At 73.3% G+C, this 24681-nt stretch carries 22 protein-coding genes; 9 read left to right on the top strand and 13 right to left on the bottom strand.

The annotated features are described in order from the left end of the window. Positions 1 to 70: 70 nt before the first annotated feature. The 4 genes from WMF43_RS34975 to pilM are packed head-to-tail and all read right to left on the bottom strand — an operon-like array spanning position 71 to position 3067. Positions 71 to 733: a pilus assembly protein PilP gene (locus WMF43_RS34975; RefSeq protein WP_437671352.1), complete on the bottom strand. Its 663-nt coding sequence runs from the start codon at positions 731 to 733 to the stop codon at positions 71 to 73. Continuing rightward, positions 730 to 1368, bottom strand: coding sequence for a type 4a pilus biogenesis protein PilO (locus WMF43_RS34980; RefSeq protein WP_437671354.1), 639 nt, complete (start codon positions 1366 to 1368; stop codon positions 730 to 732). Before WMF43_RS34980 ends, WMF43_RS34975 begins: the two co-directional genes overlap by 4 nt. After that, entirely contained in the window at positions 1368 to 2009 is a 642-nt protein-coding gene (locus tag WMF43_RS34985) for a PilN domain-containing protein (RefSeq protein ID WP_437671356.1), read from the bottom strand. The genes WMF43_RS34980 and WMF43_RS34985 overlap by 1 nt, the downstream gene beginning before the upstream one ends. Continuing rightward, positions 2006 to 3067, bottom strand: coding sequence for a type IV pilus assembly protein PilM (gene pilM / locus WMF43_RS34990; protein WP_437671358.1), 1062 nt, complete (start codon positions 3065 to 3067; stop codon positions 2006 to 2008). The genes WMF43_RS34985 and pilM overlap by 4 nt, the downstream gene beginning before the upstream one ends. A 369-nt stretch (positions 3068 to 3436) precedes the next feature. Here pilM and WMF43_RS34995 point away from each other — a divergent pair, with 369 nt between their 5' ends. Together WMF43_RS34995 and WMF43_RS35000 are read left to right on the top strand one after the other, a co-directional pair. Beyond that, entirely contained in the window at positions 3437 to 4678 is a 1242-nt protein-coding gene (locus WMF43_RS34995) for a DUF882 domain-containing protein (RefSeq protein ID WP_437671360.1), read from the top strand. A 263-nt stretch (positions 4679 to 4941) separates the two neighbouring features. Then, positions 4942 to 5766, top strand: a complete 825-nt coding sequence (locus tag WMF43_RS35000) for a sigma-70 family RNA polymerase sigma factor (protein ID WP_437671362.1) — start codon at positions 4942 to 4944, stop codon at positions 5764 to 5766. 72 nt (positions 5767 to 5838) lie between these two features. On the opposite strand, the gene WMF43_RS35005 is transcribed toward WMF43_RS35000, so the two are convergent. Continuing rightward, the gene (locus WMF43_RS35005) at positions 5839 to 8577 is read right to left on the bottom strand and encodes a hypothetical protein (protein WP_437671363.1); all 2739 of its coding nucleotides are present in this window, start codon (positions 8575 to 8577) and stop codon (positions 5839 to 5841) included. Continuing rightward, positions 8574 to 9956 carry a 3-keto-5-aminohexanoate cleavage protein gene (locus tag WMF43_RS35010; RefSeq protein WP_437671365.1) on the bottom strand — a complete coding sequence of 461 codons (1383 nt, stop codon included), beginning with the start codon at positions 9954 to 9956 and terminating at the stop codon, positions 8574 to 8576. The genes WMF43_RS35005 and WMF43_RS35010 overlap by 4 nt, the downstream gene beginning before the upstream one ends. 59 nt (positions 9957 to 10015) lie before the next feature. Here WMF43_RS35010 and uppS point away from each other — a divergent pair, with 59 nt between their 5' ends. The 3 genes from uppS to WMF43_RS35025 all read left to right on the top strand — a co-directional run bounded on the left by uppS (position 10016) and on the right by WMF43_RS35025 (position 13259). Further along, positions 10016 to 10843 carry a polyprenyl diphosphate synthase gene (uppS, locus tag WMF43_RS35015; protein ID WP_437671367.1) on the top strand — a complete coding sequence of 276 codons (828 nt, stop codon included), beginning with the start codon at positions 10016 to 10018 and terminating at the stop codon, positions 10841 to 10843. A 3-nt stretch (positions 10844 to 10846) separates the two neighbouring features. Continuing rightward, positions 10847 to 11668, top strand: a complete 822-nt coding sequence (locus WMF43_RS35020; RefSeq protein WP_437671369.1) for a phosphatidate cytidylyltransferase — start codon at positions 10847 to 10849, stop codon at positions 11666 to 11668. A 268-nt stretch (positions 11669 to 11936) separates the two neighbouring features. Further along, positions 11937 to 13259 (top strand): Glu/Leu/Phe/Val family dehydrogenase, encoded by a 1323-nt coding sequence (locus WMF43_RS35025; protein WP_437671371.1) that lies wholly within the window; start codon positions 11937 to 11939, stop codon positions 13257 to 13259. Here WMF43_RS35025 and ygfZ read toward each other — a convergent pair. The 3 genes from ygfZ to WMF43_RS35040 form a co-directional block, all read right to left on the bottom strand. Then, on the bottom strand, positions 13232 to 14251 hold the full coding sequence (gene ygfZ / locus WMF43_RS35030) for a CAF17-like 4Fe-4S cluster assembly/insertion protein YgfZ (RefSeq protein WP_437671373.1): 1020 nt from the start codon (positions 14249 to 14251) through the stop codon (positions 13232 to 13234). The two genes, WMF43_RS35025 and ygfZ, sit on opposite strands and share 28 nt — an antisense overlap. A gap of 85 nt (positions 14252 to 14336) precedes the next feature. Further along, positions 14337 to 14966, bottom strand: a complete 630-nt coding sequence (locus WMF43_RS35035; RefSeq protein ID WP_437671374.1) for a hypothetical protein — start codon at positions 14964 to 14966, stop codon at positions 14337 to 14339. Positions 14967 to 14998: 32 nt separating this feature from the next. After that, positions 14999 to 15577, bottom strand: a complete 579-nt coding sequence (locus tag WMF43_RS35040) for a hypothetical protein (RefSeq protein ID WP_437671376.1) — start codon at positions 15575 to 15577, stop codon at positions 14999 to 15001. A gap of 207 nt (positions 15578 to 15784) precedes the next feature. Here WMF43_RS35040 and egtD point away from each other — a divergent pair, with 207 nt between their 5' ends. The 4 genes from egtD to WMF43_RS35060 all read left to right on the top strand — a co-directional run bounded on the left by egtD (position 15785) and on the right by WMF43_RS35060 (position 19714). Continuing rightward, positions 15785 to 16780, top strand: coding sequence for an L-histidine N(alpha)-methyltransferase (gene egtD, locus WMF43_RS35045; protein ID WP_437671378.1), 996 nt, complete (start codon positions 15785 to 15787; stop codon positions 16778 to 16780). A 180-nt stretch (positions 16781 to 16960) separates the two neighbouring features. Continuing rightward, the gene (locus tag WMF43_RS35050; RefSeq protein ID WP_437671380.1) at positions 16961 to 18304 is read left to right on the top strand and encodes a vitamin K epoxide reductase family protein; all 1344 of its coding nucleotides are present in this window, start codon (positions 16961 to 16963) and stop codon (positions 18302 to 18304) included. Positions 18305 to 18311: 7 nt separating this feature from the next. After that, positions 18312 to 19010, top strand: coding sequence for a hypothetical protein (locus WMF43_RS35055; protein ID WP_437671381.1), 699 nt, complete (start codon positions 18312 to 18314; stop codon positions 19008 to 19010). Continuing rightward, positions 19007 to 19714, top strand: a complete 708-nt coding sequence (locus WMF43_RS35060) for a TlpA family protein disulfide reductase (protein ID WP_437671382.1) — start codon at positions 19007 to 19009, stop codon at positions 19712 to 19714. Before WMF43_RS35055 ends, WMF43_RS35060 begins: the two co-directional genes overlap by 4 nt. Positions 19715 to 19793: 79 nt before the next feature. Here the strand turns inward: WMF43_RS35060 and WMF43_RS35065 are convergent, their stop codons facing one another. From WMF43_RS35065 to WMF43_RS35080, 4 genes are all read right to left on the bottom strand, one after another. After that, positions 19794 to 20357, bottom strand: a complete 564-nt coding sequence (locus WMF43_RS35065; protein WP_437671384.1) for a methylated-DNA--[protein]-cysteine S-methyltransferase — start codon at positions 20355 to 20357, stop codon at positions 19794 to 19796. Continuing rightward, positions 20338 to 21942 (bottom strand): AlkA N-terminal domain-containing protein, encoded by a 1605-nt coding sequence (locus WMF43_RS35070; protein ID WP_437684150.1) that lies wholly within the window; start codon positions 21940 to 21942, stop codon positions 20338 to 20340. The genes WMF43_RS35065 and WMF43_RS35070 overlap by 20 nt, the downstream gene beginning before the upstream one ends. A 115-nt stretch (positions 21943 to 22057) precedes the next feature. Continuing rightward, complete coding sequence (locus WMF43_RS35075; RefSeq protein WP_437671385.1) at positions 22058 to 23821, bottom strand: carbon starvation CstA family protein; 1764 nt, start codon at positions 23819 to 23821, stop codon at positions 22058 to 22060. Between the two features lie 257 nt (positions 23822 to 24078). Then, complete coding sequence (locus tag WMF43_RS35080; RefSeq protein ID WP_437671387.1) at positions 24079 to 24636, bottom strand: DJ-1 family glyoxalase III; 558 nt, start codon at positions 24634 to 24636, stop codon at positions 24079 to 24081. Between the last annotated feature and the right edge of the window lie 45 nt (positions 24637 to 24681).

Raw genomic sequence — 24681 nt, forward strand, 5'->3', positions numbered from 1 at the left:
TGACGCGAGATCTGCGTCACGCTGCGGAGAGGCTACTTCGGGTCCCCGGGGCGGGCCCAATTCGTGGCGGTCAGGGTTCGTTGCTGAGGCGCGGCTCGTTCAGCTCGCCCAGCGGCCGCAGCGCCATCACCCGCGTGGTCGGCGGGATCTCGGGGTGCGACGGGTCCTCGCGGATGAAGACGACGTCGGCGTCGCGGATCCGGTCGACGCGCCAGTTCACGGCGACGTCGACGCCGGTCGGCCCGCCCGAGTGCACGATCTCGGCCTTGCCGACGAAGTCGCCCACCTTCACCACCCACCCGAGCCCGGTCGGATCGGTGAGCAGCGCCCGCGCCGGGGCGCGCGAGACCACGCCGACCAGCTTGAGCTCGTCGAGCGCGTACCGGTCGACGAGGACCTGCCGCTGGATCGTGACGCGCCCCCGCGCCTGGGTCGCGAAGAGCGACTCGAAGCTCCGGAACGGGTCGCGGCTCCGGTCGCTCTCGGAGAAGTCGGCCTCCTGGAACTCCCGGAGCGGCAGCGGCGGCAGCTCGGGCGCGCTGGCGCTCGCGGACGCGCTGGCCGTCGCCTTGGCGGCGGGCGCGCGGCGCTGCGAGGCGGTGACCGCCCCCCCGGCCGCGGCCGGCGGCTTGTTCGGGGCGATCGGCTCCTCGTCCTCGCCGCACCCGGCGAGCGAGACGGCCGAGGCCCAGGTCGCCGCGAGCGCGAGGAGCAGCGTCCTTCCGGCGCTCACCGGACACCCCCGCCGCTGCGCCGCTTCACCCCGGCCGACGCCGTCTCCCCCTCGCGCACGGCGCGGAAGGCGGTCGCGAGGCACTCCACCTCGACCTCCACGTCGGTCCCCTGGACCTTCGGCTTCTTGATCTGGACCTCCTCGAGGTTGATGATCCGGTCGAGCTGGCCCACGCCGTGGAAGAACTTCGCCACCTGGTGGAACTTCCCGGTGAGCGTCAGCTTCATCGGCACCTTGGAGAAGAACTCCTGCGGGATCTCCTCGGTCGGGCTCCACGACGTCAGGTTGACGCCGGAGACGGTCGCGACGCCCTGGATGGCGGAGAGGAAGGCCGGCGTCTCGGACTCGTCCGGGAGGATCTTCTTCTGCTCGCGGCTCAGCTGCTCGCGCCGGGTCTTCTCGTCGAGGTCCTTCTGGTAGGCGGCCTTCGACGCCTGCGCCTTGGTCAGCTCCGCCTGGAGCGTCTGCTGCCGCTGCATGGCGGCCTCGATCTGCGAGTCCACCTCGGCGTAGAAGCCGACGAAGTAGAGGATGCCGACGAGCGCCGCGAAGAGCGCGCCGACCCCGAACTTCGCGAGCGGCGGCAGCCGGTCGAGCGCCGAGCCGGCCTGCGCGGGATTGGGCTTCGTGGCCATCAGTACCTCACCTTCAGCTGCAGCGCGAACGAGACGAGCTCGAGGCGCGACTCCTTCTCGTTCTCCTTCTTCCCCGAGAGCAGCTGCACGTCGTAGAAGTACGAGGACAGCTTGAGCCGCTGCGCGAGCTCGTAGACGTCGGTGCCGTCGCGCGCGAGCCCCTCGACGCGCACGGTCCGCTCGGACTCGACGTAGCTCGTGAGCCACAGCCGCCGGCTGTCCCAGGAGGGGTTGTAGACGGCGAGCGGGTTCTCCTTGCGGAGCTGCGCGAGCTTGTCCGGGTCGGCGGTCGGCCCCTTGCCGTTCGTGAGCAGCTGCGCGAGCTCGAGCAGCACCGCCGTCGGCCCGCTGCGCGCCGCCTGGAGCTTCGCGATCGCGTCCTCGCGCGCGCGGAGGACCTCGAGCGACTTCTTGATGTCCTCGTGGTTCGACACGAGCTTGCGGATGTCCTCGATCTGGCTCTGGAGCAGCGAGTTCTTGCGCGTCTGCTCGCCGAGCTCCTCGACCTTGGTCTGGTGGAAGAGGAAGAGCGCGACGATCTCGAGGATCACGACGCCGAGCGTGACGAGCAGCCACCGCTGGCTCGCCTGGGGCGCGCGCGGCGCGCCGCGCCGCTGCGGCAGCAGGTTGACACGGATCACGAGCGCTTCTCCCGGTCCTTGCGCATCGCGAGCCCGAGCGAGACGCAGAACTGCGCGGCCCGCAGCCGGAGCAGCTCCTGGTTGACTTCCTTCGCTTCCACGGTGATGCGCTCCATCGGCTGGATCGGCTCGACGGCCACCCGGGCGCGCCGCCCGATGGCCGCGGGCAGCGCCGGCAGGTTGGACGAGCCGCCGGTCAGGTAGATGCGGTGCATGTCGCCCTCACCGCTCGTGGCGAGGAAGAAGTCGAGCGAGCGCTGGATCTCGCCGGCGATCGAGTCGCACACCTGCTCGATGGTCTCGATGACCTGCGCGGGCACGCCGCCCGGGCCCGAGGTGACGCTCGCGCACTTGAACTCCTCGGCCTGCTCGAAGCTGATGCCGAGCTTCCGCTGGATCTGCTCGGTGATGTAGTTGCCGCCGTTGCCGATGTCGCGGGTGAACGCGCTGGCGCCGCGCGACACGATGTTGATCGAGGCGAGGCTCGCGCCGACGTTGATGATCGCGAACGTCTGGTCCGGCGGGATGCCGCGGTTCACCTCGAACAGGTTCTGCACGGTGAACGCGTCGATGTCGACCACCATGGGCTTGAGCTTCGCGGTCCTGGCGATCTGGGTGTAGTCGTTGATCTCGTCGCGCTTCGCGGCGACGAGCAGGAGGTCCATCTGCCCGGCCTCGGGGCGGCGGCGCAGCACCTCGTAGTCGACGTGCACGTCCTTGATGTCGAACGGGATGTGCTGCTCGGCCTCCCACTGGATCTGCTCGTCGAGCTCGGCGGCCGTCATGAGCGGCACCGTGATCTTGCGGATGATGACGGCCTGCCCGCTGATGCTGAGCGCGATCTCGCGCTGGCGGATCTTGGCCTCGGAGAAGGCGCGGCCGAGCGCCTCGACGATGGCCTGCGCGTTCATGACGTGGCCGTCGACGATGGCCTGAGGCGCGAGCGGCGCGTAGCCGAGCCGCACGAGGCCGTAGCCTTTGCGGCTCTCCTTGATCTGCGCGATCTTGATCGCGCTCGATCCGATGTCGACCCCGACCAAGTTCCTGCCTTCCGACATCCCGTCCGTCCTGGTCCGCGCCCGCGCTGGTGGCTCTGGAGACGGGAGCGCCTCCGGGCCGCGTTGCCCGGCGCGCGCTCCCTCGTGCTTGATTCCTCGCGCGAGATGACCCGCGCTCGATTCTCCTCGCGCGAGGTTCCCCGCGCGCGATCTCCTGTGTCCGATCCCTTGCGACCGCCTCCGGCGAAGCTTCGCACCACCGCCGATCGCGGGGCAAAAAACCGCTTTACGCTCGCCTCTCGCCCGCCTATCGAAGCCCGATACACGGCGCGGCGCCCCCGGTAACGCCGGCCGGCGCGCGCCAGCCCAGGGTAGCACCGTCCGGGGCTCGGTCGTCGGGCACGGATGACGTCAGGTCAGAGTCCCCTCATGCATCCGGACTTCTTCCGATTCTTCGGCGGCGGCGGTCCCGCCGCCGGCGCCGTGATGGCCCCCCGCCCGCAGATGGCCCCGCAGATGGCCCCCCGCCCGCAGCCAACCGCGCCACGGTCCGTGGCGCCGACCGCTCCTCGGTCCGCGGCGCGCCGCGCGCTCGCCGCCCTCGCGGCCGCGGTACTCCTGGTCGCCGCGTCGGGGACGGCGCTGGCCGAGGAGGGCCAGCACACCGTCTACGCGGGTCAGACGCTCGGCAAGATCGCGAAGCGGTACCGGATCACGGTCGACGAGCTCCGCGAGGCGAACGGGCTCAAGCCTGGCCAGCGGATCCACCCCGGCCTGGTCCTCGTCATCCCCGAGCGAGGCAAGCCCGGCGCGCGCGCGACCGCCGGGCCGAACCGGCCGGCCGCGCTGCGCCGCGAGCCGGAGCGGAGCCGCGGCGCCAGCAAGGAGGCGAAGGAGGCGAAGGAGCGGGCCGACCGGCCCGTCCCGCTCGGCAAAGGCGCGATGAAGCGGGACGCCAAGGCCACGCCGCCGAACAAGCGGTACACGCAGCGGCCCAAGCGCCCCGGGTGGGTGCGCCTCGTGCGCGGCGCCGAGCGGCTCGAGCTCCAGCTGCTCACGCCGAAGGGCCGCCTCGTCCCCAAGGCCCTCCCCAAGCTCAGCCGGCTGATGCGCGCGTCGCCCACCGCCTCCATCCCCATCGATCCGCGGCTCGCCACGCTGATCGGCATGGTGAGCGACCACTTCGGCGGCCGGCCCATCCGCGTCGTGAGCGGTTATCGCCCCTACTCTCCCACCCAGTACACCCCCCACTCGAACCACAACTTCGGGCGCGCGGTCGATTTCATGGTGGAAGGTGTGCCCAACACGGTGGTCCGCGATTTCTGCAGAGGGTTCAGGAACGCTGGTGTGGGGTACTATCCCAACTCGACCTTTGTTCACCTGGACGTTCGCTCAGATAAGGTCTACTGGGTGGATTACTCCGGTCCTGGAGAGCCCCCGCGGTACGAGGGAGCGAGGGGCTCTGTCGCCGCGGACGAGGCGGCCCGCGACGTTCCCGTCTCGGCCGAGGAAGAGGTGTACGGGTCGGGCGGCGCCCGCGCCCCCGAGCCGCAACCTGGCGATACTTCAGGAACAAATCAGGGTGCGGGGCGCGGCGGCGACGGCGCGCAGAAGGCGCCGACTCCGGGTTCACCTGCCCCTGCGTCTGGGGCCTCCCCGACCGGAAGGTGAGCTGCCCCGCGTACTGGAAATAATCCACACACTGAACATCCGCACCAGACACAATTGCGTGGCTCTCCCTTGCACGCTGCGAGAGTTGTGGCACCAATCCACCTCACGTGCAGCAATCGACCCGACTGCAGCAGGGGGGGCTCCCTCCCTCCAGGTCACTCCTTCCGTGTTGTGACGGGGAGGAGTTTGCTCAGCCGGTCGTCGTAGGCACCACGTGCCCGGTCGTCGCGTGCGACGGCGCTCCGATCGATGTGCCGGCCGCGGTGCATGCAGCCCTCGGGAGCGCGGCGCCGGTGTCCGACGCGAGCGACGCGCTGGATCTCTGGGAGTCCGCGGAAACGACGTCAAGCTGTGCGCGCGCTCCCTGGGAGCTCGTGGAGGCGGCGTCCCCCTGCGCGTACGACGACTGCTGGGAGCCCGCGGCGCCGGACGAGGACGCAGACGAGCCGCCATGCTGTACCGGCGCGGTCGGCGCAAGCCGGCCGCGTGACCACGAAGCGCCGTGCGCGCCGCTCCGTCCCGAGGTGCTGAAGGGGTACCTCCCGCTCGTCCGCAAGCTGGTGCGCCAGGTGGCGCGGCACCTGCCGCCCAACGTCCAGCGGGACGATCTGCTCGGCGCCGGGCTGCTCGGGCTGGTCGACTCGATCCGCAAGAACGGCGGCAGCGACGGCGAGACGTTCGCCGGCTACGCGAAGCTCCGCATCCGCGGCGCGATCGTCGACGAGCTCCGCGCGCAGGACTGGCTCTCCCGGCGGGCGCGCGAGGCGGTCGAGGCCGGGGCCGCCGGCAAGGTGGGCGCGGGGACCGTCTTCGTGAGCCTGAGCGAGGTGACCCCGACCGAGGAGTCGGTGCACATGTCGGGCGAGGACGACCCGATCGAGGCGATGGCGGCGCGCGCCACCCAGCGAGCCCTGGCCGGCGCGATCGCGCAGCTGCCGGAGCGGGAGCGGCGCGTGATCGGCATGTACTACTTCGAGGGGGCGAAGCTGAAGGACATCGGCGCGGAGCTCGGGGTCGGCGAGCCGCGCGTATCGCAGCTGCACACGCGCGCGCTCGGCATGCTGCGCGGCCTCTTGTCGCAGGCCTGAGCGCGCTCAGGGGGCGCTGTCGCAGGCCTGAGCGCGCTCAGGGGGGCGCTGCTGTCGCAGGCCTGAGCGCGCTCAGGGGGCGAGCCGGCGCGCCCGGCCGGGCATCGCGACGCCGACGGCGTAGAGCGACGTCTCCTCGTACGCCGGCTGCAGGCCAGGGTCGCCGGAGGCGCGGTGCACGAACGCGTTGCGGTGCGCGCCGCGGTCGAGCGCGACCACGCGCGCGCAGCCGAGGTCGAGCAGCGCCTCGGTCGTCGCCTCGTCGCTGTCGAACGTCGTCGTCGACGCGACGACCGTGCCGTCGTCGAGCACGCAGGCGGCGCCGCGCCGGCGCATCGTGCCGATCTCGCGCGCCTCGGGCCGGAGCCTGCCGTCGTCGGCGGTGAGCGGCAGCTCGGTGGCGTCCGCGTCCGGCGCGAGATCGAGGCGGCCGGCGGCGCGGATCTCCACGCGGCCGTCGCGCACGAGCAGCAGGCCGCCCTCGCCCCGGAAGCGGAGCCCGATCGTGCCGGCCACGGCGAGCCCGCGCGGGCCGCGCCTGCGCCCGACGCCGACGCCGATCGCCGCGAGCACCCGCTCCGCCTCGCCGTCCGGCAGCGCGGTCGCGAGCACCGGGGCGTTCCGCGGCGAGATCTCCTTGGAGCCGGCGCGGAGGTGGAAGAGGAAGCGATCCGGTGCGAAGGTGAAGACGCGGACCTGGGCGCCGAGGTGCACGGCGTCGATCGAATGCACGGCCGGGAGCCAGGCGGGGTACGGCTGCGCCGCGCGGTCCACGGACCAGGACAGGCCGCTCGGCAGCGGCGGCGTCGGGTCTGACCCGCGCGCCACGAGGTAGAGGAAGGCGTCGGGCGATGCGGAGAGGAGGCGCTCCGGCTCGAGCGACATCGCGGGCAGGAGGCGCTCGGCGGCCAGGCCGCCGCCCTCGCGCGGGCTGACGAAGGCGAAGCCGAGCGGGGACGGCGCCCTGCCCAGCGACAGGCCCGCCGCGCACCCGGCGCGGCGGAGCGCGGCGGCCAGGGTGGCGGCGTCGAGGGCCTTGCCCCAGGCGTGGATCACGAAGCCGCGCTCGGTCATGCACAGCGCGGCGCGCTCGACGAGGAGGTCGTCGTCGCCGGCCGGCGACGGCGACGGCGAGGCGCTCTCCCCGGGCGACGGCGCGCCGCCCGGGGAGAGCGCCTCGCCTCCCGCCGCCGCGGAGGCGACCGCCGGCGCGGCGAGCGCCGCCCCCGCGCCCGCGTCGTCGAGGAGCGCCGGGCCCTGCCAGAGCGCCCAGACCGGGCGCTGCGCCTCGCCGCCGGACGGCCACGCACCGAAGAGGGGCCGGCCGTTGCGGTCGACGGCGAACGTGGCGGCCCCGTCGACGGGCGGCACGAGCGCGCGGCCCTCGACGATCACGCCGAGCGCGCCCGCGGCGCCGCCCGACGGATCGAGCCCGCGGGCGCGGGCCCCGAGGCCGATCGCGCCCACGATGACGGGCAACGCCCGCTCGGGGATCCGGCCGGTGCCGCGCGGGCCGATCGCCGGCCTGGGCGCGTCGAAGCCCGCCTGCAGATCGAACGCGACGCGCCGCGTGTCGATGGCGAGCAGGTGGACGCGCCGGCGCGGGTGCTCCGGATCGGGACGGACGAACGTCGCCGCGAACGCGCCCGCCGGCGGCTGCGGCGTGTCACCGCCGGCGCCCGGCAGCGGGCGCGCGGCCGGCGAGGACACGAGGGACCAGACGCCCTCGCCGGGCAACGCGGGGTCGACCGCGGGGGCGACGGGCGGCGGCGGCCAGAGCGAAGGCAGCCCCGGAGGCACGGGCTCCGCGGGGACCGGGACGCCCGGCCCCGCGGGCACGCCGTCGGGCGCGGCGCGAAACGTCGCGGCCGCGCGGCCCGCGGCGAGCGCGATCCGCTCCACCGCGGCGGCCGCCTCGGGGCCGAGCAGGCGCCCGGCGGACCGCTCCGCGAGCTCCAGGAACGAGGGCATGCGGCGCGGGACGCGGTGCGCGCGGGCGCCGAACGGATCGCTACCGCCCGTGTCGAGCTCGCCCGTGCTCGCGTTGAGCGCCGCCGGCAGCGCCTCCGGGCCGAGCGCCATCACGAGCGCCTCGTCGGCGAGGTCGAGCCGCGCCGACGAGGGGGGCCTCTCGAACGAGATCTCGGTGCGCGACACGCCGCCTGGATCGCCCGCCTCGAGCCAGCCGGCGATCGCCGCGCGGAGCCGCTCGCCGACGGGCCGCGCCTGCCGGTCCGCGTCGCCGCCGAGGTCGAGCAGCGCGATGCCTTGCACGGCGCCCGAGGCGGAGGTGGTCACCGCGACGCGGCGGCCGCGCGCCACGAGGTGGCGGTCGTCGCCGAGCGGCGTCTCGGTCAGGTTGCGCACGCCGCTCAGGCTCACCGGCCGGCCGGAGCGGGTGAGCCGCACGCGCGCGCGGTACAGATCGGCGGCGCCGCGGCCGCCCGCCGCGCCCTCGGCCTGCGGCGCGTCCGGCCCGCCCGGCGCGCCCTCGGCGCCCGGCGCGCCCTCGGCACCCCGTGCGCCCTCCGCCTGCGGCCCGCCCGGCGCGCCCGGCACGCCGACGAACAGCACCCGCCGGCCGATCAGCGCGTCGTGCAGGAACCCGCCGCGCTCCTCCCAGACGAAATCGTCAGGGCTGACGGCGCCGCCGATGGCCTGCCCGAGCATCCCGGCGATCGCGTCCGCGGTCCGCGCCGGCGGGGCCGGCGTCGCGAGCCGCGCGGCGAGCCCGAGCGCGGCCACGCCGAGCGCCAGAGGGAGCCGGCCGCGGAGGTGATCGACCCGTGAGGAGAGCGGTCTCTCGGTCATCCCTGCGCGCGCGCGCTCCCCCCGTCGGCCGCGCCGTCGTGGCCCGCGGCGGCGCGCGAGCGGATCCCGAGCAGTGCGCGGGCGCGGTCGGGATCGACCACCTCGCGGCCGATGCTGCGCGCGTAGGCGGCGGCGCGCGCCACGAGCGGCGCGCTCCCCTCGGCCAGCACGCCCTTCTCCAGGTAGATGTTGTCCTCGAGCCCGACCCGGGCGTGCCCGCCGAGCCGCATCGCGAGCTCGGTCATCGGGCGCTGGTGGCGGCCGACCGCCGCCACGCCCCAGGTCGCGCCGGGCGGGATCTGGCTGATCATGAACCGGAGCACGTCCTCGCGCGCGGCGATGCCGCCGGGCACCCCGAGCACGAACTGGAAGTGGAGCGGCTCGGCGAGGTGCCCCTCGGCGAGCAGGCTGAGCGCCTCATGGATATGGCCCACCTCATAGCACTCGAGCTCGGGGACGCTCCCCGCCGCGCGGATGCGGGCCGCCATGTCCCGGATGAGCGGCCGGGTGTTGTCGAAGATCCCCTCGCCGAAGTTGAGCGTACCGCAGTTCAAGGTCGCCATCTCGGGCTTGCAGAGCAGCGGCTCCGCGCGCTCGTCGACCCCCATCCCGACCGCGCCGCCGGTCGACGTCTGGACGATGACGTCGGTCTTCTCGGCGATCGCGGCGATCGCCTCGGCGAACAGCGCGCGCGACTGGCTCGGCGACCCGTCCGGGTTCCGGACGTGCAGGTGGACCACCGCGGCGCCCGCGTCGCGGCAGCGCGCCGCCTCGTCGGCGAGCTCGCGCGCGGTGACGGGCAGGTGCGGCGTCTGCGCCCGGGTCGTCTCGGCGCCGACGATCGCCGCCGTCAGGACGAGCGCGCTGTGCGGCGGCGTGACGATGATCCGGGGCGGCGGCGTGATGATCGGCCGCGGCTCTGGGAGCTGCGCGTGCTCCGGCGGCGGCGCCGACAGGGCCGGCAGGACGAGGCGCGGCCGCCGCTGGAGCGCCTTCGGGACGACGCAGGTGCCGAGCGCCCGGCAGACGATGACCGGCTCGGGCAGCGCGTCCGCCGCCGAGGGCGCGCCCCCGTCCTCGCGGACGTTGGCGATGACCTTGCGGGCCTCGAAGGCCATGGTGCGCGACGTGGCGCCGACCTTCGTGACCACCCCGGTCGCCTCGATGAAGTCGCCCGCCCGGACCGGGGCGAGGAACTCGACCGCCTCGTACGCGCGGAAGAGCCCCTCGTCGCCGTCAAGCCGGATGAGGAGCTCGGTCGCGACATCCCCGAAGAGCCCGAGGATACGCGCGCCGTCACACAGCTCCCCCGCGTAATGTGCGTCGTGCGCGCCCATCCTGACGCGCAGCGTGACCGTGAGACCAACCCCTGTGCTCATGCCGGTGGAGACTCAACAGTCGACAGTCGGTAGTCAACAAGGGAAACTCCCCCCCGCCGATGAACCTCGTAGAAGCCAGAAATCTCCCGCGCCACGTCGGAATCATCATGGATGGCAACGGCCGCTGGGCGGAGCTGCGCGGCGAGCCGCGCGAGGCCGGCCACAAGGCCGGCAGCGCCGCCGTGCGGCGGATCGTGCGCGCCTGCCGCCGGCTCGGCGTCGACGCGCTGACCCTGTACGCCTTCAGCGAGCAGAACTGGGCGCGCCCGCCGAGCGAGGTGGACGCGCTGATGGGGCTCCTGCGCGAGTTCTTGATGAGCGAGCGCGGCGAGATCCTCAACAACGACATCCGCCTCGTGGCCATCGGCGACATCAGCCGGCTGCCCGAGGGCGTGCGCGAGGTGCTCGACCCGCTCCGGAAGGCGTCCTCCTCGAACGCGAAGATGACGCTGGCGCTGGCGCTCTCCTACGGCGCGCGCGAGGAGATCGCCGCCGCGGCGCGCGAGCTCGCGAAGGAGGCGGTCGCCGGGCGGCTCGACCCGGAGTCGATCGACGGCGCGCTGCTCGCCGCGCGGCTGCCGAGCCTGAGCGTGGGCGAGCCGGACCTCATCATCCGCACCGGCGGCGAGCAGCGGCTCTCGAACTTCCTCCTCTACGGGGCCGCGTACGCGGAGCTCTCGTTCACCGAGCGGCTGTGGCCTGACTTCACCGAGGACGACTTCTTCGCGGCGATCGCGGCGTACCAGCAGCGCGATCGCGGCGTCGAGCCCGCGCTCCGCGCCGAGGGCGGCGGCCGCGAGCCCGCCCGCGCGGACGGCGCGCTCCCGGCGGATCGGCTGAGGCGCGCCCGCGAGCTCTCCGCTCACGGCTCGAGGACGGGGGTCTGACGCTTGGCCGCCTCCAACCTGACGATGCGGGTGCTCTCCGCGCTCGTGGCCGGTCCCCTCATCCTCGCGCTCCTCTACCTCGGCCCGAGCTGGGGCTGGGCGTTGCTCGTCGCGGCCGCCGCCTCGATCGGCGCGCTCGAGTTCTTCGCGATGACCCACGCGGACGACCGCGCCGGCAGGCTCGCCGGCGTCGCGCTCACGCTCGTGGTCATCGGCGTGCTCTGGTGGTTCGGGCGCTCGCCGAGCGCGCTGCTCGCGCTGCTCTTCCTGCTGCCGCTCGCCGCGATGCTGGTCACGCTGGCGCGCCTCGGGGAGATGCGCACGGCGGCGCTGCGCGTGCTCGCGGTCAGCTTCGGCCCGCTCTACGTGGGCGGCGGGCTCGGCGCGCTGGCGCTGCTCCGGCGCGACGCGGGCGCCGACGGCCCCTCGTTCGTGGTGCTCGCGCTGCTGCTCTCGTGGTTCTCCGACACGGGCGCCTACTTCGCCGGCCGCTTCCTCGGAAAGCGCAAGCTCTACGAGGCCGTGAGCCCGAAGAAGACCGTCGCGGGCGCGCTCGGCGGCCTGCTGTTCGCGGTGCTCGGCGCCCTGCTCGCCCACGCCTGGTTCCTCCGCTCGCTGCCGCTCGTCGACGGGCTCGCCCTCGCGATCGTCGCGGGCGGACTCGGTCAGGCCGGAGACCTCGGCGAGTCGCTGTTCAAGCGCTCCTTCGGGATCAAGGACTCGGGCGGGATCGTGCCCGGCCACGGCGGCATCCTCGACCGGGTCGATGCCCTGATCGTCACCGGCACGATCACGTATCTGTACGTCCTCTGGGCGAGGTCCTGAGCGGCGCCGGGCGCCGCGCTGCCCGGCGCGATACCGGCGTTCGTCCACGTGCGCCGCGCGCCGCGCGCCGCGCGCCGTGCGCCGTGATCGATGTCCCACCCCACATGACGTCGCCGCATCGCCGCAATTAACGCGACGCCGCACCGTTTCCAGTCAACCTAACGCAACGCCCCGATTCTCCGGAATTGCGGCGACGCAGCGCGCAATCGCACGACAACCGAACCGACATTGAACCGGTGCGATTCGCGCACTAAAAAAGTACAGAGCCATGGAAGATCACCTCAGCAATAAGGGTGCGACGCCGGTGAGCGTTCCGCCCGCCGCCAGCCAGAAGCACAAATACGAGTTCTTCAAAGTCGTCCAGGGTTATCTCGACGAGGCTGCCCGCCTGATCGAGCTGCCGGGATACATCACCACGATCCTGAGCCAGCCCAAGAACGAGATCATCGTCAATTTCCCGGTGCGGATGGATGACGGCACGATCCGGCTCTTCAAGGGGTACCGGATCCAGCACAACAACCTCCTCGGGCCGTTCAAGGGGGGCATTCGCTACCACGAGACCGTGTCGCTCGACGACCTCAAGGCGCTCGCCGCCATGATGACGTGGAAATGCGCGCTCATGAACCTGCCGCTCGGCGGCGGCAAGGGAGGCATCAAGTTCAACCCGAACGAGGTGTCCCGCGCCGAGCTCCAGCGGATCACGCGGCGGTTCTTCCATGCGCTCGGCTCCAACATCGGCCCCGAGACGGACATCCCCGCTCCCGACGTCGGCACCGACGCGAAGACCATGGCCTGGGCCATGGACACGTACATGAACACCGTGGGCCAGCTCTTCAAACAGGCGGTGAAGGGCGTCGTCACCGGCAAGCCGGTGGCGTCCGGCGGGACGTACGGGCGCGAGAAGGCCACGGGGCAAGGGGTCGTCCACTGCATCACCGAGTGGGCCGAGGACAACGACGTGAACCTCGGCGGCTCGACGCTGCTCGTGCAGGGGTTCGGCAACGTGGGATCTCACACCGCCGTGCTCCTGTCGAAGCTAGGCGCCTCGACGATCGCGGTCGGCGACCACACGGGGTATCTGTACAACCCCGAGGGGTTCAATCCGCACAAGCTGCAGGATTACGTGAAGAAGAACCGCTCGATCTCGGGTTATCCGGCCGGCAAGCCGATCAGCCGCGAGGAGTTCTTCCGGCTCAAGGCCGACATCTTCATCCCGGCGGCGCTGGAGAACCAGGTCGGCGTGGAGGAGGCGAGCTCGCTCCAGGTCCGGCTCGTGGCCGAGGGCGCGAACGGTCCCTGCTCGCCGGAGGGCGAGAAGATCCTGCTGGAGCGCGGCATCGACATCCTGCCCGACGTGCTCGCCAACTCGGGCGGCGTCACGGTGAGCTACTACGAGTGGGTGCAGAACAAGCGCTCCGAGACGTGGACGCTCGAGGAGGTCGACGCCCGGCTCGAGAAGGCGATGAAGCGCGCCTACCGCGAGGTCGCCGAGATGGCGCGGCAGAAGAAGTGCACGCTGCGCCTCGCCGCCTACGCCGTGGCCCTGCAGCGGCTCGCCGCCGTCTACGGGGAGCGCGAGATCTTCCCCTGAGCCGGCGCGCCGCCCGGGCCCGCGCCGGGCGCGCGCACGATCGCGGCCGGCCGTCCGGCGACCCGGAGCTCCGCGCCGGTCGCGGCGTGTTTGTACTTCACGTAGCCGAGCGCGATCACCCGCTGTCCGGCCGGGTCCTTGACCCGGCTCGTGACCTCGCCGACGGCCGCGCCGTCGGGCAGCGCGATCTCCGCGCCCGCGGGCACGTCGTCCTCGCCCTCGACGGCGAGCTGCACCAGCCGCTTCTTCGCGTGGCCGCGCATCTGGAGCATGAACACCGTCTCCTGCCCCAGGTAGCAGCCCTTGTTGAACGAGACGGCGCGCTCCTCGAGCGAGGCCTCCTGCGGGAAGTTCTGGTCGTCGAAGTCGACGCCGAACCGCGGGACGTTGCTCTCGACGCGGAGCACCTCCCACGCCGCCTCGGTCGCGGGCAGGACGGGGCCGGCCTCGCCCGCAGCGCCGAGCAGGGCCGCGACCACGGCGCCCTCGGCCTGCCGGGGCGCGACGAACAGCGCGCCCCCGAGGCCGGTCCAGTCGACGATCGCCGCCTCCGCGCCGGCCGCGCGCCCCGCGGGCGCGAGGTCGGCCGCGCGCGGGCCGTGCGCGAGGATCCAGGCGTGCTCGTCGGACACGTCGCGGAGCTCGGCGTCCTCCATGATGAGGTACCGCTCGAACGTCTCCGCGAGCTGCGCGAGGCGGTCCCGCCGCGCGCCCACGTAGATGCGGTCGTCCGCGAGCACGATCCACACCTCGGCGAAGATCTTCCCCGTCTTCACCACGTTGAGCCCGTACGCCCCGCCGGCGGGCGGCGCGGCCTTCCCCGACGCGGGCAGCGGCTTCTGCGGCGCGAGGTCGCACGTGACCAGGCCGTTCAGCCAGGTCTGCCGATCCGAGCCGGTGACCACCAGCGTCCCGAGCTCGTTCACCACCTGCACGAGCGCCCCCTCGCGGAGCGCCCGCCGCTGCTCGTCCAGTTCGTCGGTCGGGTTCATCGGGGTGGGATCGTGGAGAAGAACGCGCGGGCCGTCGAGGGGCGGCGCGACGTTTCGGCGGCCGCCGCGCCCGCGCGGCGGCCGCTCAGGGGTCGACCTCGGCGACGAGCGCCGGGAAATCCTTCGCCTTATGGACGGCCGGCGGGACGATCGCCGCGTCGACGTGGCCCGCGAGGCGGCGGAGCGCGTCGGCGTCGGCCGAGAGCACCTCGGCGACGACCGTGAGCGTCCGCGGGAGCGCCGCGACCGTCTCGATCACCACCTCCGCGGAGGCGCCCCGCACGAGCACCGCGCGCGCGCCCGCCTTCACGGCGGCCTCGGCCCCCTCCTTCCCCTCGGCCAGCGCGAGGGGCAGCATGCGCATCGTGCGCGCGCCCTTCGCGAGGCGGTCCCAGTCGTCGAGCGGCAGCGTCGCGTCGATGCAGACCCCGTCCGCCCCGTAGTAGCGGGCCGCCAGCGCGCCGTCGCGATCGCCGACCCGCGCCAGGCAGAGCGACGGCACCGTCTTCGTCGCCCGCGCCGCGACCTGCATGGCGACCCCCGCGTCGGCGAAGGCCAGCGCAGAGATGTTGAGCTCGTTGAGCCGCGCCGCGTCCTCCTCGGGAGTCTCCGAGCCAACGAGCCCGACCAGAGCCATGTTCTTCCGGCGGGTCGAGAGCACCTGGAGAAGATCGCGTGTGGACGGGACGATCGATCCCGCGTTGAAATCCGGCATGGAAGGGCGGGTAGACGAGCCGAACGCGCGGGTCAAGCGAGGGATCGCGCGATCGTTTCGGCCTCGGGTCGAGAATCTGCGGGTGTAACGTCCTGCACACGAATCCACACAGCGGTCTGATCGCCCTCGTAGCAGACGCTGCCCTCGTGACGGAACTCGAACTCATAGCGGATCATGTGCCGCTTGATGCCGAGCCGGGAGCGCGTCGCCACACACGTCGCCTCGATGGGCGAGCCCGGCTGCACGAGCTTGCGAAAGACCACCCGATGGATGTTCGTGCCGTAGCCGATCCAGCCGTCGCGGTGCCGCAGGCCGAGCAGGTGGTAGGCGTGCACGAAGCCGAGCATCCCCGTCGCGTGGACGAAGATCCCGCCGGCCACGTGGCGCGGGTGCAGCACCGGGTGCGCCCGCTGCGCGTCGACGAGCGGCATCGGCCTGTCGGTCGGCATGCGGCAGCGCACGAGGCTCCTCTCGACGTCCACCTCCAGGAGCTCGTCGAAGAAGAGGACCGAAGGGTCGTAAGGCAGGTCGGCGAGGAACTCGGCATCGAACGGACCGAGCTTCACGGGGTGGGTCGCGCGGCTCTCCGCGCCGGGTGCGCTGGACGTCATCGGTGTGGCTCAGGGACCCCGAGTCTCCCCGGGGGGGAGGCTCCTAGCAGCGGGGTATCGCGCGGGCAACGTTCGTCGTCGCCGTGAGAAAATACATTGCTTCACCGGAATGAAACAAACCTGGGACAGGCGCGGCGCCGCCGGAAATCGTTGGAGCTCCACGCGTTTCAAGGCGCTCTCCTCGCGATCTCCGGGTAAGGTCCTGTGATGCACAGGACAGACTCCCTCGATCGCTTCATGGCCGATGTGCGCGCGGGCCTCAGGGCGTCCCCGAAGCGCCTATCGCCCGAATATTTTTACGATGCGCTCGGATCGCGCCTGTTCGAGGCGATCTGCCAGCTCCCCTGGTATCCGCTGACGCGGGCGGAGCGGGCGCTGCTCGAGCGGCACGCCGAGGAGATGGTCGCGCCGTTCGGGGAGGGGGCCTCGATCGTCGAGCTCGGCTGTGGCAGCGGGGAGAAGCTCGCCGTGCTGGCGGCGCCGCTCTGCAAGCGCCTGCCGCGCCTCGACGTGCACCTCGTCGACGTCTCGGAGACGGCGCTCGATCTGTCGCGCCGGACGCTGAGCCGCCTGCCGCGCGTCGAGGTGTCGGCGCACCGGGCGAGGTACGAGGAGGGCCTCGGCGCCGCGACGGCGCGGCGGCCGCCTGGCGCGGGCGGCGCTCGCGGCGGCGGCGCGGCGCTCGTGCTGTTCCTCGGCTCGAACATCGGCAACCTCGACCCGGACGCAGCGGCGGCGTTCCTCGCGGCCGTCCGCGCCTCGCTCCGGGCCGGGGACGCGCTCCTGCTCGGCGCCGACCTCGTGAAGCCCGCGGCCGAGCTCCTGCTCGCCTACGACGATCCGCTCGGCGTCACCGCCGCCTTCAACAAGAACCTGCTCGCGCGGATCAACCGGGAGCTCGGCGCGGCGATCGACCTGCGCTCGTTCGATCACCGCGCCGTCTGGAACGCCGAGCGCGCGCGGGTCGAGATGCACCTCGTCAGCCGCAGGCGGCAGGTGATCCGCGTGAGCGCGATCGACCTCGAGGTCGCCTTCGAGGAGGGCGAGTCGATCTGGACGGAGAGCTCGCACAAGTACGAGCCGGACGAGGTGGTCCGCATGGGCGAGCGCGCCGGCTTCCGCTGCGCTCGGCAATGGATCGAGGAGGCCGGGCGCTTCTCGACGACGCTGCTGGTCGCCGAGGAGCGCGCCGCGGGCCGCTGATGGCCGAGGTGCGCGCGCCGCTGAGCCGGCAGGCCCGGCGCGGCGCGCCTCCCGGCCGGCGCGCGGCGAGGTGGGCTCGAGGTGCCCGCGCCGACTGACGGCGACGCCCCCCTCAGGGATGACCGTACGCACAGGCGTCCTAATTTGACGCGTTGCCCGCGGTCGCGTAATCCACTCGTCATGTCACGCGGTCGTGGTCCTCGCTGGCCTGCGGCGCTCGCTCTCGGCGGGTCGCTCCTGGGACTCTCGTTCAGCGCTTCGTCGACCTTCGATTACATCCGGCACCTGGACCGGCAGGTCCACGATCTGCACTGCAGCTTCATTCCGGGCCTCAGCGCGCAGGCGGGCGCCGACAGCGCCTGCCGCGTGGCCATGTACAGCCCGTACTCCGCCCTGTTCCGCGAGAGCTTCTGGGGCGGACTCCCGATCTCGCTGTTCGCCCTGGGGGCGTTCGCGTTCTTCGCGGCGTTCGCGCTCTACGTGCTGCTCTCGGCGCAGCACGCGCCGCGCCGCGCCGCGCACTTCCTCTTCCTCGCCGGCCTGACGCCGCTCGCCGTGTCGATCCTGATGGCGGTCATCTCGGCGGTGCGCCTCGGGGTGTTCTGCAAGACGTGCGTCGGCATGTACATCTCGTCGGCGCTCCTGGCCGCCGGTGGCGTCTGGGCGTTCCTCGAGGACCGCAGGGAGGCGCGCGCGGCCGCCTGGTCCGGCGCGCCGGCGCGGGCGGCGAGCGCCGCGGGGGCGGGCGCGGTGGGGCCGACGGTGCCGATGGCGCCCCTCGGCGTCGAGGGGCCCGCGGGCGCGGCCGCCGCGACGCCCGCGCCGGCGCGGCGCATGGGCTCGTGGATCCTCCTGCCGTGCTGGCTGGTCGCGCTCGGCGTGTCCACCGCGACCCCGGCGCTGCTCTACGCGAGCGCGCTGCCGAGCTACGCGAGCTACATGACGGGCTGCGGCAAGCTGGAGAAGCCGACCGAGCCGAACGGCGCGCTGCTCCACGTGAAGCCGCCGGGCGCGGTGCAGCCGGCGACGATCCTGGTCGACCCGCTCTGCCCGACGTGCAAGGCGTTCCACCAGCGGCTCGTGGCCGAGGGGGTGTTCGAGAAGCTGGACACGACGCTCGTGCTCTTCCCGCTCGACAGCGACTGCAACTGGATGCTCAGCCAGGCGGTGCACCCGGGCGCGTGCCTGATCTCGAAGGCCATCCTCTGCAGCGATCACCGGGCGCTGGATGTGCTCGAGTGGGCTTACGACAACCAGGAGGAGCTGCTCGCGGGCGCGAAGTCGGGCGCGGGCGTCGCCAACGTGCAGGCGGCGATCCGGCAGCGCTGGCCGGGGCTCGACGTCTGCATGGACTCGAAGGAGACGGCGCTGCGGATGAACCGGATGCTCCGCTACATCGTGGACAACAAGCTCCCGGTCTCGACGCCGCAGATGTTCCTGGGCGACACGCGGCTCTGCGACGAGGACACGGACATCGGGCTGTCGTACGCGATACGGCAGCTCGCGCCGGCCCTCAGGAGGTGAGGTGGTCATGAGGGGCGCAGGGATCATCGGGATCGTGGCCGGGTGCGCGCTCTTGGTCGCGTCCGGCGTGACGGTGCACGGGCAGGTGCAGGCCGCGTCGCAGCGCCTGAAGACCGGCGTCGCCGCGGCGGTGAGGCCGGCGGTGGCGATCGCGAACGACGCCGAGGCGCCGTACTGCACGCCGGCGTTCAAGACGGTGCTCCAGCGCGTGCTCAACGCGTGCGGCCTCGTCGGGGCCGAGGCGCGGCGCGGGTGCCAGCCGGCCGACGTGAAGACGCTCGCGTCGATCAGCGACGAGGACTTCAACGCGCTCTTCACGCCGCTGAAGCAGCGCGGCGGCGTGGTGATGTTCGACGACGGCTCGGAGAAGCTCGACGACGAGGGGAAGAAGATGGTCGAGGAGATGTGGCTCGACCGGCGCGGCGCGCGGTACTTCTTCATCGTCGCCCGGGCGTCGAAGACGGGGACGCCGGAGTTCAACCGGACGCTCTCGCACAAGCGCGCGAACAGCGTGCTCTTCGACATCTCCGACCGGACGAAGGAGCAGGATCTCGAGAAGAAGGTCGGGATGTTGTGGCTCGGCAACGAGTTCGCGCAGCTCGGCACGGAATACTGTCAATGGAACGTGTCGCGCAAGGACAAGGCATGTACGGCGGAGGCCATCAACCGGAGCGCGTTCGTCTCCTGGGTGGACTGTCAGCTGTGAACAGGCAAAACGTCCTCGCCGGCGCCCTGGCCGTGGCCGTCGGGCTCGCGTGCGGATGCGAGCCGGAGAAGAAGGCGGATCTGCCGCCGCCGCCGACGCCCGGCCAGGGGCGGAGCAACGCGGTGACGGCGCCGAACCAGGCCGGGGGCGCGGCGGGCGCCACGTCGACGGACGCGAGGGCGCCCGCGAGCGCGGCGGCCCCGGCGGCGCCGCGGCAGCTGTGCGCGGGGCAGTCGCCGCGGCCCGCGCCCTCGTCGGGCGGGCTCTCGACCGCCGCCGCGAAGGGCGCGGATCCGCTGCCCGCGAACATCGGGTTCGGCGTCGGGAAGTGGGTCTGGGTGAACTTCTGGGCGGCGTGGTGCAAGCCGTGCCTGGAAGAGATGCCGCGGCTGCTCGGCTGGCAACAGAAGCTCAGGGCGGCGGGGGTGCTCATCGACCTCGCGTTCATCTCGATCGACGACGACGAGCGGCAGCTCTCGCGGTTCCTGGAGGCGCAGCCGGGCACCGGCGTGCGCGCGTCGTACTGGCTGCCCGAGGGGCCGCAGCGGACGGGGTGGCTGCGGGCGCTCGGCGTGAAGGAGGCGACGGAGCTCCCGGTCCACGCGATCGCGGCGCCGAGCGGGCAGGTGACGTGCGTGATCCAGGGGGCCGTGGAGGACAGCGACTATCCGACGATCGCCGCGCTCGTCGGGGCGAAGAGGTAGCGGGGGCGGGGCCTCGCCCCGCGACGTGGCTGCGCTCGGGCAGCGCAGTCCACGGCTTCTCCGGCGGTTTCTCCGGCGGTTATGCGGTGAGGCTCGGCCTCGTGGGCTCGAGTCCGCCGGCGCGCCCCGATTCGCCGCGCGGCGCGGGGAGGGCCCCCTCGTGCGCGAGCAGCCATCGCTTCCTCTCGATGCCGCCGGCGTAGCCGGTGAGCCCTCCGCCGGCGCCGATGACCCGATGGCATGGGATGACCAGCGAGATCGGGTTGCGGCCGTTCGCGAGGCCCACCGCGCGGGACGCCGACGGCCGCCCGAGCGACGCCGCGATCTCGCCGTACGTGCGCGTCGCGGAGGCGGGGATGCGCTGGAGCTCCGCCCAGACGCGGCGCTGGAACGCAGTGCCGCCGGGCTCGACGGGGATGCCCGAGAGCGCCCCGAGGTCGCCGCCCACGTAGGCCCTCACCCGGCTGGAGAACCCGTGAGGGTCCGCGGCGCTGCGGAGCGCGACGGCGCCATACCGCGCCTCCAGCGATCCGCGGAGGCGAGCGGCGCAGTCCGCGAAGTCGAGCGCGTGGATCGCGCCCCCTCCGGCGACCAGCAAGATCACGCCGATCGGCGACTCGATCTCATCCAGGGAGAGCTCCACGCGATTCCTCTCTTTCTGCGGGCTCCGGCGCCCGCGCGTCCACCGTCCACAGGAGCAGCGCCGCGTAGGCGCGCCACGGGCGCCACGCCTCCGCCATGGCCAGGAGATCCGCGCCGGAGACGCCGCCGAGGGCGCGCCGGAGGCCGAGATCCGTGGCCGGGAACGCGTCGGGCTCGCCGAGCGCGCGCATCGCGATGTACTGCGCCGTCCACTCGCCGACGCCGGGCAGGCGGGAGAGCGCGCGCACGGTCTCGTCCAGGCCGCGCGAGGCGTCGAGCGCCACCTCCGCGCGCGCGACCGCGGACGCGAGGGCCGAGATCGCCGCCGCGCGCGCCCGCGGCACGCCGAGGCCGGTCAGGTCGGCCGCGGCGAGCGCCTCGGGCGTCGGGAAGACGCGGCGGAGGCCCCCGGCCCCGCCGGTCAGATCGGCGCGCAGCGCGAGCGGCTCGCCGTGCCGCTCGACCAGGCGGCCCGCGAGCTGCGTCGCGGCGCGCACGCTCACCTGCTGGCCCAGGATCGCCCGCACCGCGAGCTCGAAGCCGTCCCACGCGCCCGGGACACGCACGCCCGGCCTGGCCGCGACCCAGGGCGCGAGCCGAGGGTCGGCCCCGAGCTGCGCCGCGATCGCGTCCGGGTCGGCGCCGAGATCGAAGACCCGCCGCAGGCGCTCCACGGTGTGGATCAGCCCCTCCGTGCCGGGCAGCCACAGCCGGGCGAGCAGGCACGCCTCGCCCGGCCGCGGGCGCACCTCGACGACCCCGTGGCCGCCGGCCGTGCGCACGGTGCGGCGGTACACGCCCCCCTCGGCCGCCTCCACGCCGGGGATCGCCCGCGCGCCGAGGAAGCCCGCGAGCGCGTCCCAGTCGAGCGGCGGGCGGAACGGGAGGCGCAGCGCGATCTCCGGTGCGCAATCCGACGTTGGCGACGTTGGCGACGTTGGCGACGCTGGCGACGTCGGCGATGCCAGCGACGCCGGCGACGATCGCGGCGCCTGCGCCGCACGCGCCGCGCGCTCGCCCCGCCGCGCCGCCGTCCCGCGCAGCTCGCGCGGCGTCCGCGCGTACGTGGCGCGGATCGCGTCGTTGAAGCGGCGGACGCTCGCGAACCCCGCCGAGAGCGCCACCTCGGTCATCGAGAGCGCGGTCTCGTCGAGGAGCTTCTTCGCGAAGAGCAGCCGGCGCGTCTGCGCGACCGCGAGCGGCGAGGCGCCCACGTGCTGCAGGAAGAGCCGCCGGAGGTGGCGCTCGCCCACGCCGAGCCGCGCCGCGAGGGCCGGGGCGTCCGCCTCGTCGAGCGCGCCCTCCGCGATCAGCCGGAGCGCGCGGGAGACGGTCGCGGAGGTGCCCAGCCAGGCCGGGGTCCCGGGCGACGCCTCCGGGCGACAGCGCAGGCACGGGCGGAACCCGGCCTCCTGCGCCGCGGCCGCCGTGACGAAGAACCGGCAGCTCGCCCGGTTCGGCGTGCGCGCCGGGCACACGGGGCGGCAGTAGATGCCCGTCGACCGCACCCCCGTGAAGAAGCGGCCGTCGAAGCGCGCGTCCCGGGTGCGGAGCGCGCGGTAGCAGGCGTCGTCGTCGAGCTCCATGCCCCCCGGAAGTAGCCCGGCGGCGGGCGGGCGGCTGGCCATTTTCGGACGTGGTCCGGCGCGCGCCGCCCGGGGCCTCGCGGCGCTTGCCGCCCGGCGCCTCGCGGCGCGCCGCTCAGCGCGCGGGCCCGGTGAAGGGCGCGCCGGACGCCGCCGGCCCGTCCTTCGCCGCGTTCGCGGCCTTCATCGCCTTCACCGCCTCGACCATCAGCGACACCGCGAGCCCGATCAGCGCGAGCCCCACGAGGCCGTTCATCGTCGTCGCGTTGAGCGAGAACCCCTCGGTCCGCACGGCGGCGAGCGCGTTGCCCACCTGGAGGACGAGGGCCCACACGGTGATCGCCATGACGAACACCATCGGGATCGCCGTGTACCAGATGCGCCGCTTCTCGCGGTGCAGCCAGACCGTGACGGCGAGCAGGGTCAGCGCCGCGAGGAGCTGGTTGCTCGTGCCGAACAGCGTCCAGAAATCGAGGTACGCGGGCCGCACGCCGGGCGCGGGCGGGCGCGCGGTGACGATGAACAGCGCCGGCGGGGCGAGCGAGAGCGCCGTCGCCGCCGCGGACGCCACCCTGCCCTTCCAGTTGAACAGCTCCTCGAGGATGTAGCGGCTGAGGCGCGTCGAGACGTCGAGCGTGTCGAACACGAACGTCGAGAACGCCATCGCGCCGAACGTGGCGGCGAAGAGGAAGTGCTCCTTGCCGATGATCACGGTGAGGAACCTGCCGATCCCGTCGCCGTAGATCTTGCCCGGCCCGGGCAGCTTCGTCCCCTGCGCCACGATGACGAGGGTCGCGAGCGCGATGAGCGCGACGAACGCCTCGGCCAGCATCGCGCCGTAGCCCACCGGGTGCGTGTGCGTCTCCTTCGAGATCTGCTTGGACGTCGTCCCCGAGCAGACGAGCCCGTGGAAGCCGGAGCAGGCGCCGCAGGCGATGGTGACGAACAGGAACGGGAAGAGCATGCCGGTCGCGCCGCCGGCGTTCCACGAGGTGAACGCGGGCTGCCGCAGCTCGAACTCCCCCGGGTACCGGAGGCCCCCGAAGAAGATCCCGATCACGCCGACCGCGAGCGCGATGTAGAGCACGAAGCCGCCGAGATAGCCGCGGGGCTGGAGGAGCAGCCAGACCGGCAGGAGCGAGGCCACGAAGCAGTAGCCGAGGATGATGAGGCCGAACGCGCGCTGCGGGTTGTCGATCGGCAACACGAACGCGGTCGAGATCTTCGTGCCGAGCCAGACGGCGCCGAGCGTCGCGGGCACGAAGATCAGGGTGGTGAGCCAGAGCGGCGGCTTGAGGTACCGCTCGACCACGCCCATGACCACGGAGAGGCCGAGGTAGGTGACGCTCGCCGCCGCGACGGCGCCGCCGGGGTTGAACTGGAACGCGCCGCCCTCGAGCTCCTCGGTCTTGCCGACGAAGGTGCTCGCCGTGATGTCCGTGAACGCGACGATCACGTACGCGAGCGCGAGCCAGATGAAGACCATCATCGACAGCCAGGCGCGCCGGCCGATGTACCGCTTCGCGATCTCGGCGACGCTCTCGGCCTCGTGGCGGACGCTCGCGATCAGCGCGGAGAAGTCGTGGACCGCGCCGATGAACACGACGCCGAGCGCGATCCAGAGGATGCACGGGAGCCACCCGAACGCCTGGCCGGCGAGGATGGGGCCCGCGATCGGGCCGGCCGCGGCGATGGCGCTGAAGTGCTGTCCGAACAGGTAGAACGGCTTCGTGGGCACGTAGTCCTCGCCGTCGTTCACCTTGACCGCAGGCGTCACCACCCCGTCGTCGAGCGCGTAATTGCGCGCGACGAGCCTCCCGTAGAAGCGGTAGCCAAGGCACAACACGACGACGACGGTTAGAGCGAGCAGCGGCAGCACGCGGCGGAGTATAAGGCCATCTGCCCGCGTTCGTGATCCCGCAAACGAGGGGCCGCGCGGGACGGACTCCCTCGCGGCAGGAGACCTCCGCTCACGGAGCGCGACGGCGGCCTGCGCGCGTCGCCCCGCGCCGCGCGCGCCGCCATGAAGAGCGCGCCGACAGGTCCCATTGACGCTCGACAGCGGTTTGCCACGCTCGCTCTTCCGGCCCCTCCCCGCGCTGGCCCGCCCCCGCGGTCGGCCGAGCGCCGGCCAGCTCAGGACGGCAGCATCATCGGCGCGCGCACCTTCGCGACGACCTCCTCGCCGCGGAGGCGCGCCACCAGCGCCAGCGCGAACGCCATCGCGGTGCCGGGCCCCTGGCTCGTCACGAGCTGCCCGTCCTCCACGACCGGGCGCGCGACGAGCTCGCCGTGCGCCGACACCACGTCGTTCACCGACGGGTGACACGCCATCTTCCTGCCCTGGAAGAGCCCATGCGCCGCGAGCGCGATCGGCGCCGCGCAGATCGCCGCGACGGCGCGGCCCGCCTGCGCCTGCGCGCGCAGGCGCTCCCCGACGGCCGGCGCGGCCGCCAGCCGATCGGCGCCGCCCTTGCCGCCCGGCAGGACGACGACGTCGAAGTCGCCCGTCGCCGCCGCGAGCGCCACGTCCGGCACGAGGCGCACGCCGCGGCTGCAGCGCACCGGCCCGGGACCGTCGAGCCCGGCGAGGACGACCTCGACCTCCGCGCGCCGGAGGACATCGACGACGATCGTCGTTTCCATCTCCTCAGCTCCCTCGGCCAGGATCACGAGCGCTCGCGGTGCCTTCATGCTCGCCGGCATGGCGCTGCGGGCTGTCGGATGCAAGCCGAGGCA

Origin of the sequence: Sorangium sp. So ce131, from assembly GCF_051519095.1 — a bacterium.
In the GTDB taxonomy this organism is placed as follows: Bacteria; Myxococcota_A; Polyangia; order Polyangiales; family Polyangiaceae; genus Sorangium.

Bases quoted from the DNA above. Each gene is read 5' to 3' on its own strand.
- WMF43_RS34980 (WP_437671354.1), bottom strand. From the start codon at position 1,368: ATGGCCACGAAGCCCAATCCCGCGCAGGCCGGCTCGGCGCTCGACCGG.
- pilM (WP_437671358.1), bottom strand. From the start codon at position 3,067: ATGTCGGAAGGCAGGAACTTGGTCGGGGTCGACATCGGATCGAGCGCG.
- WMF43_RS34995 (WP_437671360.1), top strand. From the start codon at position 3,437: ATGCATCCGGACTTCTTCCGATTCTTCGGCGGCGGCGGTCCCGCCGCC.
- WMF43_RS35005 (WP_437671363.1), bottom strand. From the start codon at position 8,577: ATGACCGAGAGACCGCTCTCCTCACGGGTCGATCACCTCCGCGGCCGG.
- WMF43_RS35010 (WP_437671365.1), bottom strand. From the start codon at position 9,956: ATGAGCACAGGGGTTGGTCTCACGGTCACGCTGCGCGTCAGGATGGGC.
- uppS (WP_437671367.1), top strand. From the start codon at position 10,016: ATGAACCTCGTAGAAGCCAGAAATCTCCCGCGCCACGTCGGAATCATC.
- WMF43_RS35025 (WP_437671371.1), top strand. From the start codon at position 11,937: ATGGAAGATCACCTCAGCAATAAGGGTGCGACGCCGGTGAGCGTTCCG.
- ygfZ (WP_437671373.1), bottom strand. From the start codon at position 14,251: ATGAACCCGACCGACGAACTGGACGAGCAGCGGCGGGCGCTCCGCGAG.
- WMF43_RS35035 (WP_437671374.1), bottom strand. From the start codon at position 14,966: ATGCCGGATTTCAACGCGGGATCGATCGTCCCGTCCACACGCGATCTT.
- WMF43_RS35040 (WP_437671376.1), bottom strand. From the start codon at position 15,577: ATGACGTCCAGCGCACCCGGCGCGGAGAGCCGCGCGACCCACCCCGTG.
- egtD (WP_437671378.1), top strand. From the start codon at position 15,785: ATGCACAGGACAGACTCCCTCGATCGCTTCATGGCCGATGTGCGCGCG.
- WMF43_RS35050 (WP_437671380.1), top strand. From the start codon at position 16,961: ATGTCACGCGGTCGTGGTCCTCGCTGGCCTGCGGCGCTCGCTCTCGGC.
- WMF43_RS35055 (WP_437671381.1), top strand. From the start codon at position 18,312: ATGAGGGGCGCAGGGATCATCGGGATCGTGGCCGGGTGCGCGCTCTTG.
- WMF43_RS35070 (WP_437684150.1), bottom strand. From the start codon at position 21,942: ATGGAGCTCGACGACGACGCCTGCTACCGCGCGCTCCGCACCCGGGAC.
- WMF43_RS35080 (WP_437671387.1), bottom strand. From the start codon at position 24,636: ATGAAGGCACCGCGAGCGCTCGTGATCCTGGCCGAGGGAGCTGAGGAG.